This is a genomic window from Microcoleus sp. PH2017_35_SFW_U_B (assembly GCF_020737865.1).
Classification (GTDB): Bacteria; Cyanobacteriota; Cyanobacteriia; order Cyanobacteriales; family Microcoleaceae; genus Microcoleus.
Genome location: NZ_JAEQDE010000115.1, coordinates 1 through 17,931, shown reverse-complemented (window position 1 = coordinate 17,931; position 17,931 = coordinate 1). Strand labels below are relative to the sequence as shown.

The following is a 17,931-nucleotide window of genomic DNA, read 5'->3' as shown; positions in this document are numbered from 1 at the left end:
ACCATCATGTTCCACTCAGTTATCCAGGTCGTCCCTGGCTAGCCATCCTCCGCATTGCTTATATAGCAAGGGTTTCAGCTAAACGAATCGCACTCTGAGGATATTGGCAGAACCATTTAGGTCTGCATTCACCACGGTTCCATCGGCAGACTGATACAATCCACGCTTAATTCGTCTTCCCGACGCTTTCCACCCTTCTGGCTTTTCACCGTACTTGCGTAGGGAGTCTCCATCAAGAAAACTAGCTTTGGATGTATATGCTTCTTCGGTTTCAATAAACCTGATGCCGTGTAAGTCACACAGTTGATTTAATCGGTCTTTCAACTTTCCTAAAGGCATTTGAACAAACTTTTGATTGTTCTTTTTACCCATATTAGCATTAGACTTAAAGCCTTGATTCCAGCCACAAACAATGTTGCCAATGCTGTGTTCCAAGCAATGGCTAACAATCAACTTCGCGGTCTTGTTAATGCCATCGCGCATTTGGTGGTTGCGTTTTCGGGTTGCGCGGTCTAGCCAATTATCCCAATAACCTTCTGCCTTTCCTTCTTTTCTAGTTGCTACTTTTTTGTTCCATAGCTGATTCATTGCTTTCATAGCGCGAGCATCAATCAAGAAAGAATTTCCCAATGTATCAATGCAGGCTGCTAAATTGTCAGCAGTTCCCAAGTCAATTGATAACGCTTGATCGATGTCTAGGCTGTGTTGTTCTTTTTCAACCTCGTAAGATGTTTCAAGATAAAAAGCACCATTCTTAGGTAGAATCGTAAACTCTTTCACCTTGGAAAAGTCAAGATTTGACGGCATAGGCAGAAAGAATTCGGAAACTTCAAACCACCGCTTTACCGTCAATCCCAAGGAGAATCTTAGCTGATTACCAATAAGTTTAGGTCTTAAGCCCCCTGAGTTTGGATAAGCTACTTTGAACAACTTAGGCTCTTTCAGGTATCCCGGTGGCTTGGGCTTAAAATATAATTGACCTTTGATATACAAATCTCTTAATTCTTTAAAAGATTTAAAGGCTTCTGCGACCGACATCAATGTTTGCTGCATTGGCGTTGATGGCAACGACTTAGCAACCATTGATTTTGCCACTGACGGCTCAAAAGATAAGTCGAACTTTCCAGTCAACAGCTTTCCTGTTTTAAAAAAAAGTTTGGCGAGCCAAATATACACCACTGTTCTACAGTTTTTTGGATTGTCGGCACAGGTATTCTAGTAATGTTTGAAGTTCTTTGTCTGGTGACAGTAATACTTGCTGAACACCCATTGCTTTTCGTTTTTTTGGCACCTCTGTTTTCCTGAATATTGGTTGATTTGCTTATTCTAAACGAGTATAGTGGATACGTCAATTTGTATCAACAAACTATTTATGCTGCCACTTGCCGAATACAAAACGCACAACCACGTTAAGTTCTTACTAAACTACCACTTTGTCTTTATCCCCAAGCGCCACAAAAAAGTTTTATTGGGCGACGTGGCGACTAGAACTCGTCAGATTTTCCTAGAGTTGTCAATTGAGAAAGGTTGGGATATATTGGCGCTAGAAGTGGCCCCAGATCACGTACATTTGTTTGTAGCCGTCAAGCCAACGGACACCCCTGTCTTAGTAGTTAAGTTGTTCAAAGGTCGTTCTAGTCGTTTTTTGCGGGAGGAATTCCCGGAACTGAAAAAGCTGCCATCTTTGTGGACGAGCAGCTATTTTGTGAGTACAGCAGGTAATATCAGTAGTGAAGTGGTGAAGAAATACATAGAAGACCCGCATCATTCAGCTAATTAAGAAAGAACACTCTTGACTGAAGTAAAGAGCGTCGCTTCCCTCTCAGGTCTAAAGACTCGCTCGTTTCCCGCATCCCGTATTAGTTTTATGAAGCCTTGCGGATTTTGGCATTGGGAACCAGTGCTACTGCCAATGGACGGAATGTAAGTCAACGGGAGTAAGATTTCGGTCTTGCTGGATGCTGTTCCGCTTGAAGTTGGAAGCTCCCGTCATAGCGGTATCCCGCTTGACGATGAGTAGTTCACCCAGATCCCCGCGAAATTACCCATAAGCAGGGCAAATATCCGTAAATTCACTGATTCAGTTAGGTAATTAAAATTTCTTAATTAAAAATTCCAAATTCCCGCGCCGTCCGGTTGATTAGCAGATAGAGGTTGTTTGGGTATTTAGGGCATTACCCCACACCGCAAAAGGTGACAAATCAAACTAAACTCAACGAAAGAAAGTTTAGACTTTCGATTAACTCTTTTAACTTTTAGCCGGCTTCAATTGTGATCGCACTCGAATTAGACAGATTTTATAAAGCCTGCAACCCGAGCAAGACCCTTGTCGCGGGAGACCCAGGAGATTATCAATACTACATTGATTTTGGTTCGGTGCGGGGTGGCAAAATCATTGAATCTTTACAGCGAACCATCACCCGGATATCCCCCGACGAGCCAACCTGTCAGCTATTTACAGGGCATATCGGCTGTGGCAAATCTACCGAATTGTTTCGACTCAAAGCTGAGCTAGAGCAAGATGGTTTTTGCGTCGTCTACTTCGAGTCTTCCCAAGACTTGGACATGGGCGATGTAGACATCAGTGATATTTTGCTGAGCATTGCCCGCCAAGTCAGCGAAACGATGGAATCCGCCAAAATTAAACTCAGACCGAGCTACTTTACCAATTTGTTTGCAGAAGTGGCAGAATTTTTGCAGACTCCCATAGATTTGTCAGCGGAAGCGGAGTTATCTATAGGAATTGCTCGAGTTACTGCTAAAACTAAAGATTCTCCCAAACTACGATCGCAACTCAGGCAATATCTCGAACCCCGCACCAACAGCATCTTGCAGTCGATCAACGAAGAACTCCTCGACAGAGCTAACGCCGAACTCAAGCAACAAGGCAAAAAAGGCCTCGCAGTCATTGTTGACAATCTCGATCGCCTCGACGCCTCACTCAAACCCAGCGGACGCACCCAGCCAGAATACCTGTTTTTAGACCGTGGCGAACAGTTGAAAAAACTCAATTGCCACGTCGTCTACACCATTCCCCTGACTTTGATTTTTTCTAACGACTTTGGCCGTCTCGCCAGTCGATTTGGAGTCAAACCCAAGGTGATGCCGATGGTACCCGTGCTGAGGCGATCGGGCGACGATCATATCGAAGGAATGGCACTGCTGCGGCAGCTCGTATTGGCTAGAGCTTTCCCCACAGTCGCTCCCGCCCAACGCATCGATTTGATTTCCAAAGTCTTTGACTCTCCCGAAACTTTAGACAGGCTTTGCCGGATTAGCGGTGGCCATGTTCGCAATCTACTGATGCTTTTGTATAGCTGTTTGCAACATGAAGATCCCCCCTTCTCTCGCGAATGCCTCGAAAGCGTCATTCAAGAATATCGCGATGACCTTTTGGGAGCCATCAATGACACGGAATGGGAATTGTTGTTTCAAGTCGTCAACCGACAAAGTGTAACCGGCGAAGAAGAATCTCAAATCTTGTTGCGAAGTATGTTTGTCTTTGAATACCGGGATCAAGAAGGTCGCTGGTTTGGCATCAATCCAGCCCTAGCAGAAACCAGAAAATATCAGGAGTGGCAGCAACGAAATCACCAAGAATAGTTGGGATTTTTGAGATCGCATTCTTCGACTCTAAGATCCGTTAGCGGCGAGTAAATTGGAAACTATTTAACTTAAAATTTACCGTTCAAAACTCCCAATTTCTACAATCCAATAAGCACGCAGTCAGCGGTTTTTCCCACTGGCTGATTTCTCTTAAATGCGGTCTTTACGCCGCGCATATAATTGCCCCATAAATATTTGTCACCACACAATAAATTTCCCCAACCTCAACTGTCATATCTCCCATGCCAGACCAGGTAGGTATGTATTGATCCGTTGCTCCTAGTCTGGAGCGAGCATCCATGACGAATTTTTTTTCTTTTTTCCAAATATATGCTACAGATATACCTATTGTTTACTAATAGCTAGTCGCTGGTATTATCGATACATTTAGCTGTCTGATATTGATGAATGGAGGATTTTATCTGTAGCTGACTAAAAAATATTTGATCTAGGTTTAATTTTTATTGTCAAGTTTCCCATTCTCTGAGATTGGGAGCTATGATGTTTTTAGATTAAACCTGATGACTATGTAAGTATTCATAGGAGAAGTACGAAAAACTACGTATTCCTACAGATATAAAGCGCCAGACCGATACGGGCATCTCTAAGTAGATACTGTTTCCGTCACGATCGGCAATCGTTAGGTAATTGATTTCTGCAAAAGGGGTGCACGCATGACCGATCTACTTAAACAACAAGAAACTGCCAGCTACAACGAGCGATCGCTCAAAACTCTGGTAAGATCCATCGCCATGTCTCAGCAGCAATTTTCGCTAATTTTAGTGCGCTGCAACTACGAGCAGTTGCGGCAGCACATAGCGCAGCGGCTGCGAGAAATGTCCGCAGTTCCAATTCAAGATCTCGTCCTGCCAGCATCCGTCAAAACCCTTTACACTACCCTCCAGGCAAACACGCTTCAGAACGGGGCTTCGGCTGTAGGTTCTGCCTCAGCTTTGATGGTATTTGGTTTGGAAACAGTAGTAGCGATCGACGAATTGATGGCCTCTACCAATCAAGTGCGAGATGAATTTCGCAAAAATTTTTCCTGTCCGGTGATTTTGTGGGTAACAGATGACATTGTGACCAAAATGATTCGTCTGGCCCCGGACTTCAAAAGTTGGGCCGCCGCCACCATTAAATTTGAAATGGCTGTTGACGAATTAATTAATTTCCTGGCACAGCAAGCCGATACTATATTTAAAGTAGGCGAAATAAATCAAGAACTAGGCAGCAGTACAGCCGGCACCCGACCAGGTTTTTGCGCCTGCGAAACCGACTGGGAAAAACCAGCCCAGGAGCATCAAATTAGCTCCGGAGAACGCTTTCTCACCTTTAACTCTCAACTGCAAAACGGACGACAATTAGATGTCCACTCGTATTCGCCTTTGAGTCCGGGCAATACCCTCGATTTGGCGATCGGCTCTTTGTCGCGCCGAGAACTAGAATTAGCTTTAAGAGATTTACAAAATCGCGGTCAAGAATTAGAACCCGCCCTGAAAGCCAGCCTGCAATTCGTTCTGGGTCGAGATTACTATGTCAGCGACCAAACTGAAACAGCATTAATTCATTACCAAGAAAGCTTAATATTTTGGCAGCAGCAAACCGGCAACTGGGAACTGGCAAACTGGGAATATGCCGAAAATCGATCGACCCTCTGCTCCTCATTGTCGAATCCTGTCCCCAACATCCTATTTTTAGAGAGAGAAGGCATAGTGCTATTTCACATAGCCCTGTGTCACAGATTGCAAGCAGCCAGAAATCCGGTAGCCAACCGCCACCACTGGGAACAAGCTTGGATTAGCCTGGAACAATCTAGAAACGCTTTCTCCCTTGCCGATCGCCCAGAATTGGTAGCTGAGGTGACAGCACACCTCGGAGAGGTACTGCAACGCCTCAAAGCTTGGGGAGAGTTGCAAGCATTAGCTGAAAATTCTTTGCAGTTGCACTTCACCTACGGTACTCCCAGCCAATTAGCTCAAGATTACGGGTTTTTGGCTGAAGTTGCCCTGCAACAGTCCAGGTGGAGTCAAGCCCGCCAGCTAGCCGAGTTGGCTTTGGCGATTTTGGATCAAACACCTAATGATTTAAGATTGTTGATTGAAGATTTGAGATTGGGATTTGCGGGAAATTATCCAGAATTCGTGGGTACTAACGAGTTCAGTAACGATCCCAAATCTAAAATCCAACATCCCAAATCCGATCGCAGTTCGTATCTTTTACTGTTAGCCCGAAGTTTGCGGGAGCTAGGTCAGTGGGAAGCGGCGGTTCATTCTTTGGAGTTGGCTCAAAATCAAAGCGAGCCCAAGTACGACCCCCGACTTTACATCGATATTTTGACAGAACTCCAAGCGGTTTATTTCGAGCAGGGAGAGTATCTCAAAGCTTTCCGGATTAAAAAAACCCAGCGATCGATCGAGTATCAATACGGATTTAGAGCTTTTATCGGAGCCAGCCAATTGCAACAGCAGCGTCAAGCTGTCAATCCTTCGAGCCCCTCAGCTCAAAATCAAGCTGCGATCGCAGCGGAAATGACAGCTTATTCCCGCCAAAAAGATATCAATAGATTGCTCGAAAGAATTAGCAGGGACGATCATAAATTAACTATTATTCACGGGCCCAGCGGAGTTGGAAAAAGTTCTCTAGTCAATGCCGGCTTAGTACCTGCTTTGAAAAATATTACTCCGGGCGCGCGGGATGCCTTGCCAGTAGTTATCAAAGTTTACACCGACTGGCTGGTGGAATTAGAAAACGCTTTGAACGGAGCGCTGTACGACAAACAAGCCGAAGATGAAACGCAATTAATCGCTCAAGGACTAAAGGAAATCCACAAAAGCAGTTGCTCTATTTCTCCAGAACGCGGCTCGGAAACTTCTTCTTTTATTATAGAGCAGTTGCGCGAAAATGCCACAAATAATTTGTTAACTGTGCTAATTTTCGATCAATTTGAAGAATTTTTCTTTGTTTCGACTTCAGTGGCACAAAGACAACTTTTTTATAACTTTTTGCGCTTGTTTTTGAACCTGCCTTATGTCAAGATAATTCTGTGCTTGCGCGAAGATTACTTGCACTATTTGCTCGACTGCGATCGCTTCCCCGATCTCGACGCCATTAACAATAATATTCTCGACAAAAGCATCCGCTACCAACTACGCAGTTTTTCAATAAAAGACGCGCGGGCTGTGATCGGACACTTAACGAAACGGGCAGAATATTATTTAGAACCGGCACTGATCGATGCCTTCGTCGAAGATTTAGCAGACGAACTGCAAGAAGTGAGACCGATCGAATTGCAGGTAGTAGGAGCGCAACTGCAAGAAGAAGGTATTACGACTCTAGCACAATACCAGCAATTGGGCGCCAATCCCAAAGCAGAATTAGTGAAGCGATCGCTCGAAGGAGTGATCTCTGACTGCGGCCTGGTTAACGAAGACGCAGCTTGGAAAATATTGTTTTCCCTGACGGATGAAAGAGGCGTGAGGCTGATTAAAACCAAAAACGAATTGTCCTTAGTGACAGGCCAGCAGCCGGCAGATGGGGGCGAAAGTGAATTATTGGCGATCGGCAGCAGAGGCAGAATTTCCCTACAGCGACAGTTCGCAAAAGAACCAGAAAGCGGACAAAAGAAAACCGACAACCTCGACTTGATTTTAGACATTTTAGTCGGTCACGGTTTGCTATTTCTGCTGCGGGAATCGCCCGAAGACCGCTATCAATTGGTACACGACTATTTAGTGCGGCCGATCCGCCAAAGATTCGGCTTAGAAGCCAGACTCCACAAAGCAGAAGCCGACAAAAAGATGAGTCAAGCACAGCTCTACCGAGCCAATACTTTTCTCAAACAAATGCTAGGAGTAGCAGTGATCGGCGTCCTATTGCTAACGAGTTCCACGATCGCCGCCGTCAACTTTTGGTGGCGGGCAGTCGGTCAAAAACAGCTAGCTGTCGCTCAAACTCAGCGAGCCGAAATCAGTACCCTCACCGCAGCTTCTGAAGCTCTTTATTTCTCAAACAACAAATTTGACGCCATGCTAGAAAGTTTGAGAGCGGGTAAAAAGTGGAGACAGATCGAAGGCTCCCAAGAAATGCACAGCCTCAAGGACACCGAAATTCTGATTGCTGCTGCCCTCCAGCAGGCAGTTTATGGCGTCAAAGAACGCAACCGCTTGGAGGGACACGGTGACGTAGTTTGGGGTCTGGGTTTCAGTCCAGACGGTCAAACAATAGCTTCTGCTAGCGTAGATAAAACCGTGAAACTTTGGCGGCGCGACGGCAGTTTGCTGGCTACTTTCAAAGGACACACTAACAGTGTCTCCTGTGTCACTTTCAGTCCCGATAATAAAACGATCGCCTCGGCAAGTTTAGATAAAACTGTCAAAATTTGGCAAACTGACGGCACTTTGCTGACCACTTTAACGGGACATACTAATAGCGTTACCACTGTTGCTTTTAGCCCTGACGGCCAAACGATCGCCAGTGCATCTACAGACAAAACTATCAAAATTTGGAAAACCGACGGTACGTTGCTGCAAACGATCGAACAACCAGCTCCCATAAATTGGATCAGCTTCAGCCGCGACGGTAAAATCATCGCTGCGGCGAGCGATGACGGCACTGTAAAACTGTGGAATGCTGACGGCAGGTTAATCGCTAATTTGTGGCACAGCGAAAACAAAAAACCCTCCAAAGTTTACACGGTCAGTTTTTCCCCCGACGGTGAAACGATCGCCAGTGCCGGTGAAGACAAAACGGTGAAAATCTGGAGCATCGCTGCCATAAAATACCCAGCCCGAAAAAAATCAGCCAAGGCAAAGGCGGGCGAACTGCTAACAACTTTGCGGGGACACAGCAAGTGGGTATTTGGTGTCAGTTACTCCCCCGACGGTAAAACACTTGCTTCTGGAAGCGCAGACGGGAGTGTCAAACTCTGGAGTCTGGCTGGTGTTGGCGACAAACGTCCAACGGATGCTAGCAATATTAAACCGGACAGTCGTTTGCTCAGAACTTTTGAGGGACACGCCGATCGAGTTACTCAGGTAAGTTTTAGCCCGGATGGCAAAACTTTGGCTTCGGCAAGTTTTGACAAAACTATCCGACTTTGGCGGCTCGATGATGTGCCCCTCAAAACCCTCGACGGACACCAAAACCGGGTGCAAAGCGTTACTTTCAGCCCCGACGGCCAAAAGCTGGCTTCTGCTTCTACAGACAAAACTATCAAACTCTGGAGCCGCACGGGGATTTTGCTCGAAACCTTGGAAGGACACACTCAGAGAGTCGCCAGCGTCAATTTCAGCCCCGACGGACAGCTACTGGTTTCTGGGAGTTACGACAAAACGGTGAAAGTCTGGAGTCTGAACAAAGATGCGACGAGTAATAGTCTCCCTTGTCCTTCGGCGCCGCTATTTCCGTGTTCGCCTTCTGTGCTGTTTACCCTCGAAGGACACGGCGACAGCGTGATGAGCGTGAATTTTAGCCCCGACAGCGAGATTATCGCTTCGGCGAGCAAGGACAAGACTGTGAAACTCTGGACGAGACAGGGCAGGTTGATTAAGACTTTGACGGGACACAAAGGCTGGGTGACTGGGGTGACATTCAGCCCTGACGGTTCGATGTTGGCTTCTGCAAGCGATGACGGCACTGTCAAAGTGTGGAATCGGGACGGTGGTTTGCTGAGGACTTTTGAAGGGGCTCACAATAGTTTTGTGTTGGGGGTTGCTTTTAGCCCTGATAGCAAAATGCTGGCTTCGGCTGGTTACGACAATTCGGTGAAGCTGTGGAAGGTGGACGGAACTTTGGTAGCGACGCTGCTGAAGGGTTCTAGCGACAGTGTGACTAGCGTGGGTTTTAGCCCGGATGGTTTGTTGGTTGCTTCGGGCAGTTACGATCATAAGGTGAAGTTGTGGAGCCGCAGCGGGACGTTGCTGAAAACTTTGACGGGTCACAAGGATAGTGTGATGGGCTTGAGTTTTAGCCCGGATGGGAAAATTCTGGCTTCTGCTAGCAAGGATAATCGGGTAATTTTGTGGAATTTGGATCTTGATGATTTGCTGGTGAGGGGCTGCGATTGGGTGGGGGATTATCTTAGAACTAATCCTAATGTGAGCGATCGCGATCGGCGTCTCTGCGACGGGGTGGTCGCAAAACCTCAGTTTTAGTCATTTGATTGTTGGCGGTTGACGGATGACTGTTGACTGTTAAGGAACGGAGGACACTCCAAAAGCCATTTCCCTACCGCAAAATAATCTATCGCGATCGTACCAGATGTAACGATCGCCCGATTAATTGTAGGGAAACGGCACTGCGCCGTGTCCTGACTTTGGGTAATATTAATTCCGATGCCACCGGATTTGATATCATTTGCCGATCGGGATTTGTGTTAAAAATCCCGCCTCTCTTAGGAAACAAAGTCCCCCGATATGGATAATTTTGCTATTAACAACTGCCATGAAATACACCAGTAAAGTTGCTATTATTGATAAGGCAAATAGATATAGCAGTCCTAAATCAGTGGCAAATTTATCGAGAGTATAATCCTTGTAGTACAATCATCTTTCTCGCGTGTCATTTGGGAAATAATTTAAAATTGCTATATAATACAAGATCTAAACTAATTTAGACAATAATTATGAGTCTTCAAGAAATTGCCAAGGGACGCATCGCTGGAGCTGATATGATTCAACGGTATAGAGCCGGAGAGCGAAACTTTACAGGGATTGATTTAAAATCCGCTCGTCTTCAGTGGCCTTGTTTCATTGATATCAATCTCAGCCAGGCCGATTTGAGATGGGTAGACTTTGAGATGGGGCGGACTCGCCTAATCAATGCCAATATGAGTGATGCCAATATGGAAAAAGTTTCTTTAGTATCGGCTTTCATGCTCAATGCGAACTTGAGAGGACCTAATCTCAGAAACGCTAACTTAACTAATGCTGACCTAACTAATGCTGACCTAACTAATGCGGATTTGAATGGTGCTGATTTAAGCGGTACTGCTCTCATTGGGGCTAATCTAACATGAGCTAATATTACTGATATTAAAACGACAAAAGATACTATTTTTTGTCAAACTATTATGCCTAATGGTCAGGTACAAACCGATCCTCACAGACTGACAGATGTTCAGGAATTTCTCAGACTTTATGATGAAGGTGAAAGAGAGTTTCAGGATATAATTTTGCATGAAGTCGATCTCAGTAATGTTAGTTTATCTGGCGTTAATTTTTTGTGGCAAACTCGCTTCAGCCACGTAAATTTGGTCGGAGCTAAATTGACTGATTGTAATTTTGGTGGCATTAAACGTATTGTTTTTAGTGACATGAGGAATACCAATTTAAGTAACTGCGAATGGCGCGATTCTCAAATAATTTACTGCGATCTTAGAGGTGCATATTTGGGATTGCTTGATATGTATGCTCCTGATTTTACAGGAAGTAATCTTGAGGGTATTCAAAATTTTTTTGGTGTCGAAGAAGATATGTATTTCTGTAACACCACTTGGGTAAGTGGAGAATTTATCCCCGGACCAATCAATTCTAGTGAACGTTGGATAGAACGCCCGCAAAAGATTAGGAATGATAGATTTTGAAGAAGTTGCCATGTGAATATATCGGTTGAATAAAATAGGACTTACGCAGAGCATTGAGGGAACAGTCATTTTTTGAACATTTTTCAAAATAGTTCTGCGTAAATCCCAAGCGAGTTGGACTTAGGGAGGTGGAAACTGGAAATCGCTTTGTTGTTTAATTCGATTCCGAACATCTTCAGGAAGATTTGACAAAAAGTTAAAAACCTTGTCAGAACCCTGAGTATTCAGAAGACTTTCAAGCTGATTAATAGAAATCTTCCATGTATTTGGTCTTCGCCATTGTTCAGCACTTGTTATGGGATCGCGGCTTTCACCTAACAGTTGATTAAGTGGATTCGGGACTGCTGGTTGCCCGATCCAGTTCGTGTAAGGTTCTGGTATGTTGGGCGTAATGTACGTGTAACTGCCAAGAATATCTTGTACCCCAAGATTTGATTTGTTGGAAACCAAGATTGTTTTCCATGTCCATCCAGGAATCCGAATTCCGTTAGCTTCTAAATTTGTGGGATTTGTATTTCCCTGATTTTGTGCTTCCGTAAGTGCTTCAGGTGCTCTAGTTTTTGGCTGAACCGACCAATTCTGTTCTTTAGTATCAAAAACACCAGCAGTAATATCAAGTTTTTTGTTGTAATCAAAAATTAGCTGGTCAACTAATCCTGATTCTATTGCAGACCATGCAGGCGAAATGTCTGGGTCTAAGCTACCTGTGTTATTGCGGAAACCAACAAAATGTAGCGGCGAGTTGAAAACAGATCCTTGATTGCGGATTAACTTGCCCGTACTATCATAAAGTTTACCCTCCTTTCCGATAGAACCGCCCTTCTCCAAATCGAGTTGTACCATTGAGGCAAATAAAACATCTGCGGCTGCCTCAGCAAAACCCGAATTGTAAAGTGACGATGCTATTGTTGATTGTGTAAATAGATGCAGGAGTCGAGTTATGGACAAAGAAAGTATTGCTGTAGAAGAATTACTCAGACGATATGTGGCTGGCGATCGAGATTTTAGAAACATCATTTTGGAGTACGCTGACTTGAGCGGGGTTGAACTGCAAAATATCGACTTGACTGGCGCTCAATTTAACTACGTTAATTTGAGCCGAGTCAATTTGCATAGATGTAAGTTGCGATCGGCTCAGTTTTGGTATTGTAACTTTACGGATGCCAAAATTTATGATTCTGATTTAGAAAGCACTCGGTTTTTTGACTGCGATCTGAGAGGGGCCAATACTAGCGCGACGTGTAACCTAACTTGTGCTCGTTTCACCCGAATTAACTTTCAAGGTGCTAAGCTGGGTGGAACTGGAGAAGATCCTTGCGAGTTTCGGGACATTATTCGGCAAGACGGAGTTTTCATACCGGGTTTTACCTTCAATCCCTATCTCTATTCTCACAACACTAACAGAGAAGTATGAAATTATAACAAGGTTATCAAAAGTTGTTAGAGGATGATTTTCTGCCACTAAAAGAAGCAAAATGTCAAGAAGGAGGAGATTATCTACCTCGCTCCTTCAAGGCATTTTGAACATTTTATGGCAGATTTGAAAAGAAATCAAAATCAAACGCATAGTTGCGAACTTTGTTACGTTCGTTAAGAATATTTGTGAGTTCTGGGAGAGTAACTCTCCAAGTATCAGGATTTCTCCAAGCCGTTGCATTAGTTATGTTACTGCGAGCGCTGTTCAAAAACGGAGAAAACACATCATTATTAAGCGGATTTGCAACCCCATCTAAGGATAAATTCCAATCTGGTTCTGCTACGTTAGGCGTCATATATGCGAAAGTTTCTATGTTTGACGAAGTAACTTCGGCTCCTGGTTGTTCCACAGCCATGATTGTTTTCCACGTCCATCGAGGAATGTGAATTTGTCGGTTTGACAAATTGCTAGGGCTTGTATTTCCCTGATTGATATACGCTCCATCTACAATCCGATTAAGCAGCTCGGGAACATTGGTTTTCTTTTGAAGATTTGGATCGTTACCAATAGCTCCAGCGAAAATGTAAAGCTCTTGCCCCTGAGCAACTCGGGGGGCTATCACTTTATCTTCTATATTAAACCAAGCTGAAGCATCTGCTGGAGAGTTGCTTCCTGGAACAAAAAATCGATTGTTATCCATTGATTGGGCAATCAAATTAGTGGTTAGGTAGGTTGCTAACTGGTCTTTGGGATGTCTCACTCTATCTCTGTCAGGAGACAAATGACCTCGATCCATTCCTAACCCCGTAAAGATATTTCCATCATAGGTAAACAAGCCACTAGCTAATAAATCGGGATCGGTTATAAATTCAGGTCTTTGTATTAACCCATTGGGTAATTCTCCTGGTTGTGTATCTGGTCTTGTCGCCCATGTTTTGTCTACTTTCCAACCTACCCAGTTGGCAAGTTTGGTATCAGCATTGTAAGACACTGCGTACTGTGGTTTTTCAAGCAGCAAGTTGTTTTGGTATGTACTATTGCTAGGATTCCATCTAGCTTCAGTGGGATTACCAAATTTGAGATGGTCGCTCTTGAAGAAAACATTATCTATGTAAACGGAATCACCGCCGTTTAAAGAAAAGGTTATTTTCGCTGGCTTCCCTCGAAACTCTGCGATTTCTGAATCAGTGAGGTTTAACTTAAGTTGGAAGGTTTCAAATCCTTTTCTGCCAAAGCCAATCTTATTTTCGATATCCGAGTAGATGTCCTTAATATCCTGAATTTGATTGTAGTTACTTGCGTCGATCAAAAAATTTGCATCTTCTGCAAGATTGACGATTACATCTTTACTTTGACCGTCGATCGTTTCAAGTTTTACATTGATTGTCTTAAAGTGCCGACACTGGTCAAAAGATACCAACCTTCATCCTCCTGTTTTCCTCTATATTTTCCTCGCCAATAACAAGAGTCAAAATCCTCCACCGGTGGGGCTTTTGACTCTTGTTGTCACTCCGTCAGCCAAAAAGGTTTTTCGGCTGGTTCATAAACAATTGTATTGTCCTGATCGGGTAAAGGTTTTGTGTGTTCTTCTCCGACGAAAATAATTAGTGGTATTCCTTCAGGAAAGGCGCGACAAGTTGGCATCTCGTTTATATACACGTCATGAAACCAGTGACGGCAGGCACGGCATCCTCCATATTCAGCCATTTGATTACTCCTTAACAACAATACGATCTATAAATTAATCTAAACTTTTACAGCTCGTATCATTATTTTACGTTTTTAGCGTCTGGCTCTGCCCAGCAAATTTTAGTTTTACTCTTCCATTTTGTCTGTTGTACTTTTTTTAATTGCCTCATAAACAATTGTATTCTTCTGCTTGGGTAGAACTTTAGTATGTTGAATTTCCCCTGATACTATTATCAGAGGTATTCCTTCAGGAAAGGCACTGCAATTTAGGTCGCCTAAATAATGCCGACAACCACGACACCCTCTATATTCGCTCATTTGATTTTTATTCATTGGAGTATTAAGGACGAACAACTACTACCTGTTTTGGGTCAAAAACTAGGATGCTTTTTCTCCAAGGAACTAGAGGATTTCCTATTTGAATAGCATCGTAACCTTGAGATTTTAAATATTCTGCATATTGATTAATTAACTCTTGGTCTGACAACTGTAAACCATTAGTTAAACGGTAGTTTTATAAGCTGGACTTGTAGGCAAAATCATGTGAATATATTTGGGGAGTTTTTACATTTAACGTTATATCTAATACGGCATCATCGGTGCTGTAGATTTCGGCTACCCTTATATCATTTGATAAATAAAGTCCCGGTCCAAACAATGAGTATCCTCTGTTAAAGTAAGCAGGATCTACCAAATCCGCTACCGATGGGGCTTTTGACTCGGTTGTCACTCCGTCTGCCAAAAAGGTTTTTCGGCTGGTTCATAAACAATTGTATTGTCTTGGTCGGGTAAAGGTTTTGTGTGTTCTATTGGCTCATAAACAATTGTATTGCCTTGGTCGGGTAAAGGTTTTATATGTTCTCCACCTCCGACGACAAAAATTAGTGGTATTCCTTTAGGGAAGGCGCGACAAGTTGGAATCTCGTCTACAATGCCATCTAACAAGTGACGGCAGTCAAGGCATCGTTTATATTCAGCCATTTGATTACTCCTTAACAACAACTACTTGTTTGCGGTCGAAAACTAAATAATATTGCATGAATTCTGGGGTAGTCACGATCGCATCATACCCCTGAGATCTGAGATACTCTGTATATTTATCTATCGCCTCTGATCCTTGTTTACCAATTGTATTACCGTAAATTTTTGCCTCCTCGAAAAATTCCTCTAAACCCGGATAGACTCTGGGGTTTTTTATGTTCAGCACGGTTTTTAATATCGGACCTTTCCTTAGATTGCCATTCTCATCAATGCTAAAATCCTTAGCCCTCTCCTCCTGATTTGTCACATACAAACCTTCTCCGAGGAAACCGCTTGCGAGCCTAGCAGGATTTACACCACCATTCGCAATACTAGCAGCACGAACTGGGTTAGTTCCATGATAGAGCACGCGTCTGCTGTAGCTATTTTTTGTATATTCTTCAGCCTCAGCGAGAGTCATAGAAGATTCCCACTTCTTGCCAAAAGAAATATCGTCAAGGTAAACAGTGCCGTCATTGATTTCAAACTTGAGTAAAGCTACCTTACCGCGCAGTTCTTGCGGGACATTTAGGTAGAAAGTTTCCAAGCCTTCAGTACCATAACCGATCTTGCGAATATTGCTGTCGAGCTCCTCCGGAGAGCTATTTTTTTCATATACTCCTCGCTCTAAATCGATAGTTCCTATTGACGTAAACTGTTCGTAACCAGCTACGTTTGCTTGCATAGAAACCGTAATTTTTCTTCCCGCACCGAGTTGGTCTTGGGGTACGTGCAGGTCGAACTTCAAACTATCGTGTAAGCTGTTTTGATCGGGGACAAGAAAGAGATTATGAATTATTTCTTTAGGTCCATCAGTACCTCCCATCTTCAAGGTATTGTTTTGTCCGGCTAAACCGTAGTTTAATTTTCTTTGCTCTTCAGTTAAAAAGGTATCAATCTCATCCCGTTCATGCAGATGTCTTTGCGACACATTAGGATTGTCGGATACACTTAAAGAGTTGTAAAAAGACCAGCCTGGAACGCTCTGATATGTAAAACGTTTGCTGGCGTCAAAATTACCATTGAAAAGGGTGGGAACTGCATAGTCACCTCGCATCTTGTTACCTATAGTTTCGTCTGTGTAGGTGTTGTCCTCAGTTACGGGCACACGGTTACTTACGTTAGCATCATAGGGGCGTAATTGAGAGCCACCGCCCAGTACCGAGTAAAACCAGCCAGTACCGATACCTTCCCAAGGAGCTCGTTGTTCACCGTGAGTAAAATTAGCATTCGTATGATCTGGTGTGTACCACGTAGGTTTGGTTGGATTGCCTGAACTATCTAATTCCAGATCTCCAAGCCGGCGGTAAATCCTCTCTCCATTCTTTGAGGGGAGTTGACTTCCGCTAAGGTTAGTTGTTCCTCCATACCAAGTTAGAGCGTGCGTGTGAGGCTTTCCATCCGTGCTATGTTCAGTAAATCCAATCCGGCTCGAGCCATTTAGAGAGCCTGTTCCATTAGAACCACCAAGGTGTACGTTCCAATCCGCCTCCGCAATTCGCCGACCAGCACGGGTATTGGTTTCCTGTGCATCCAGAGCGGGGACATCTTGATAATAGTTATCGGCATAGGTAACATTTTCCCAGATTCTCACTTCTGGATCGCGGAAGCTTTTTAAGGAGCCTACTAAGTAATTTTGCTCGAAATCATGAGGATCGATCGTTGTCATCTGGAGGTCGCGGTTTACAAGGTTAGTACCACCAGCGAAGGGAAAATAACTCCCCAAACGCTGGACAATTTCATTGTTGATCGCTGCACCCTGACCAAACCCAATAAAGTGCATAGGTGAATTGAAAAGGGTGTTTGCCAAATTTTGATTTAAAGCTACCAGTGAAGCAAAAAAGGCATCTGCGGCTGCCTCAGTAAAGCCAGAGTTAAATGCAGTTGCTTCTGGCGACTGTTCCCATCCAGGTATTAGTGTCAGTGGTGCACCCAATTTATGACTTGGAGGAGAGAAGGTTGTGGAGCCATCAAAATTCACCCACCCCCATTTGTTTGTAGCCCGGTCATAACGCATGACCAAACCATTTTCTTTAGTCATGTGAGAAGCCATCTCCTGGAATTGGCGATCTATCAAATTACCTTCAGGCTCCAAACCTCGCGTTAACACCGTAACGCTGCTGAAAGTATTGCCACCAGAAATGGGAGTCGGCAGTAAAGTCTTAAACTTATTGGTAACAACTTTTTTTGCCCCTTTATTCGTCGTAGCTTCCACAGCCCAATGATATTCCTGACCCGCCGTCAACATTCGATCGCTAGAAAGAGTAAACTCCTCTGAAGAACCAGCCTTAGTTTTCCCATCCCAAGTCCACGTACCGTTTTCCCATTGAGCAGTCAGAACCCGATTCGGATTGTAATCTTTGTCGGCAGTCGAATTTAACCCATCCCACCGATCGCCCGGCAACAAGCCCTTCCCTTGCGGAAAAACGCTTACATAAAGATTGACCTTATCGACATCAGTATCAGGCTTAAAACCAGGAAGACCGCAGGGTTCATTCTCACCCTTCAAATCCCACTGAAAAGTAGGAGTTAAAGGATTGCTATCATTCTTGCTATCCCCGATCGGTCCTTTTAATTCCAACCAGTTTTTAGCATTCGCTATTGCCAAACCTTTAGG

12 protein-coding genes and 1 pseudogene are annotated in these 17,931 nt (G+C 44.0%); 7 read left to right on the top strand and 6 right to left on the bottom strand.

Annotated features, from left to right (window positions below):
* Positions 1-78 precede the first annotated feature (78 nt).
* Positions 79-1,095: a transposase gene (locus tag JGK36_RS28190; RefSeq protein WP_293198897.1), complete on the bottom strand. Its 1,017-nt coding sequence runs from the start codon at positions 1,093-1,095 to the stop codon at positions 79-81.
* A 277-nt stretch (positions 1,096-1,372) separates the two neighbouring features.
* Here JGK36_RS28190 and tnpA point away from each other — a divergent pair, with 277 nt between their 5' ends.
* The 6 genes from tnpA (at position 1,373) to JGK36_RS28160 (ending at position 11,188) form a co-directional block, all read left to right on the top strand.
* Complete coding sequence (gene tnpA / locus JGK36_RS28185; RefSeq protein WP_293186113.1) at positions 1,373-1,780, top strand: IS200/IS605 family transposase; 408 nt, start codon at positions 1,373-1,375, stop codon at positions 1,778-1,780.
* A 491-nt stretch (positions 1,781-2,271) separates the two neighbouring features.
* The gene (locus JGK36_RS28180) at positions 2,272-3,603 is read left to right on the top strand and encodes an ATP-binding protein (RefSeq protein WP_293150090.1); all 1,332 of its coding nucleotides are present in this window, start codon (positions 2,272-2,274) and stop codon (positions 3,601-3,603) included.
* 677 nt (positions 3,604-4,280) lie between these two features.
* The gene (locus tag JGK36_RS28175) at positions 4,281-9,758 is read left to right on the top strand and encodes an AAA family ATPase (RefSeq protein WP_293186112.1); all 5,478 of its coding nucleotides are present in this window, start codon (positions 4,281-4,283) and stop codon (positions 9,756-9,758) included.
* Positions 9,759-9,790: 32 nt separating this feature from the next.
* On the top strand, positions 9,791-10,027 hold the full coding sequence (locus JGK36_RS28170; RefSeq protein ID WP_293186111.1) for a hypothetical protein: 237 nt from the start codon (positions 9,791-9,793) through the stop codon (positions 10,025-10,027).
* 201 nt (positions 10,028-10,228) lie between these two features.
* Positions 10,229-10,621, top strand: a complete 393-nt coding sequence (locus JGK36_RS28165) for a pentapeptide repeat-containing protein (protein WP_293186110.1) — start codon at positions 10,229-10,231, stop codon at positions 10,619-10,621.
* Between the two features lie 54 nt (positions 10,622-10,675).
* Positions 10,676-11,188: a pentapeptide repeat-containing protein gene (locus JGK36_RS28160; RefSeq protein WP_293186108.1), complete on the top strand. Its 513-nt coding sequence runs from the start codon at positions 10,676-10,678 to the stop codon at positions 11,186-11,188.
* Between the two features lie 120 nt (positions 11,189-11,308).
* Here JGK36_RS28160 and JGK36_RS28155 read toward each other — a convergent pair whose 3' ends face one another.
* Positions 11,309-12,136, bottom strand: a complete 828-nt coding sequence (locus tag JGK36_RS28155; protein WP_293186107.1) for a hypothetical protein — start codon at positions 12,134-12,136, stop codon at positions 11,309-11,311.
* Between JGK36_RS28155 and JGK36_RS28150 the strand changes: the two genes are divergently transcribed.
* Positions 12,129-12,602 (top strand): pentapeptide repeat-containing protein, encoded by a 474-nt coding sequence (locus tag JGK36_RS28150; protein WP_293186105.1) that lies wholly within the window; start codon positions 12,129-12,131, stop codon positions 12,600-12,602. The two genes, JGK36_RS28155 and JGK36_RS28150, sit on opposite strands and share 8 nt — an antisense overlap.
* Positions 12,603-12,717: 115 nt before the next feature.
* Here JGK36_RS28150 and JGK36_RS28145 read toward each other — a convergent pair whose 3' ends face one another.
* The 4 genes and pseudogenes from JGK36_RS28145 to JGK36_RS28130 form a co-directional block, all read right to left on the bottom strand.
* Positions 12,718-14,025 (bottom strand): DNA/RNA non-specific endonuclease, encoded by a 1,308-nt coding sequence (locus tag JGK36_RS28145; protein ID WP_293186104.1) that lies wholly within the window; start codon positions 14,023-14,025, stop codon positions 12,718-12,720.
* An 86-nt stretch (positions 14,026-14,111) separates the two neighbouring features.
* Positions 14,112-14,249: a hypothetical protein gene (locus JGK36_RS28140; protein WP_293186103.1), complete on the bottom strand. Its 138-nt coding sequence runs from the start codon at positions 14,247-14,249 to the stop codon at positions 14,112-14,114.
* Between the two features lie 771 nt (positions 14,250-15,020).
* The gene (locus tag JGK36_RS28135) at positions 15,021-15,275 is read right to left on the bottom strand and encodes a cytoplasmic protein (RefSeq protein ID WP_293186102.1); all 255 of its coding nucleotides are present in this window, start codon (positions 15,273-15,275) and stop codon (positions 15,021-15,023) included.
* A 4-nt stretch (positions 15,276-15,279) separates the two neighbouring features.
* A pseudogene (locus JGK36_RS28130) lies at positions 15,280-17,931 on the bottom strand (Ig domain-containing protein group 2 domain-containing protein); the annotation flags it as partial.

Excerpts from the sequence above, each read along its gene's own strand:
- tnpA (WP_293186113.1), top strand. The coding sequence starts at position 1,373 with ATGCTGCCACTTGCCGAATACAAAACGCACAACCACGTTAAGTTCTTA.
- JGK36_RS28175 (WP_293186112.1), top strand. The coding sequence starts at position 4,281 with ATGACCGATCTACTTAAACAACAAGAAACTGCCAGCTACAACGAGCGA.
- JGK36_RS28165 (WP_293186110.1), top strand. The coding sequence starts at position 10,229 with ATGAGTCTTCAAGAAATTGCCAAGGGACGCATCGCTGGAGCTGATATG.
- JGK36_RS28160 (WP_293186108.1), top strand. The coding sequence starts at position 10,676 with ATGCCTAATGGTCAGGTACAAACCGATCCTCACAGACTGACAGATGTT.
- JGK36_RS28150 (WP_293186105.1), top strand. The coding sequence starts at position 12,129 with ATGGACAAAGAAAGTATTGCTGTAGAAGAATTACTCAGACGATATGTG.
- JGK36_RS28140 (WP_293186103.1), bottom strand. The coding sequence starts at position 14,249 with ATGCCAACTTGTCGCGCCTTTCCTGAAGGAATACCACTAATTATTTTC.
- JGK36_RS28135 (WP_293186102.1), bottom strand. The coding sequence starts at position 15,275 with ATGGCTGAATATAAACGATGCCTTGACTGCCGTCACTTGTTAGATGGC.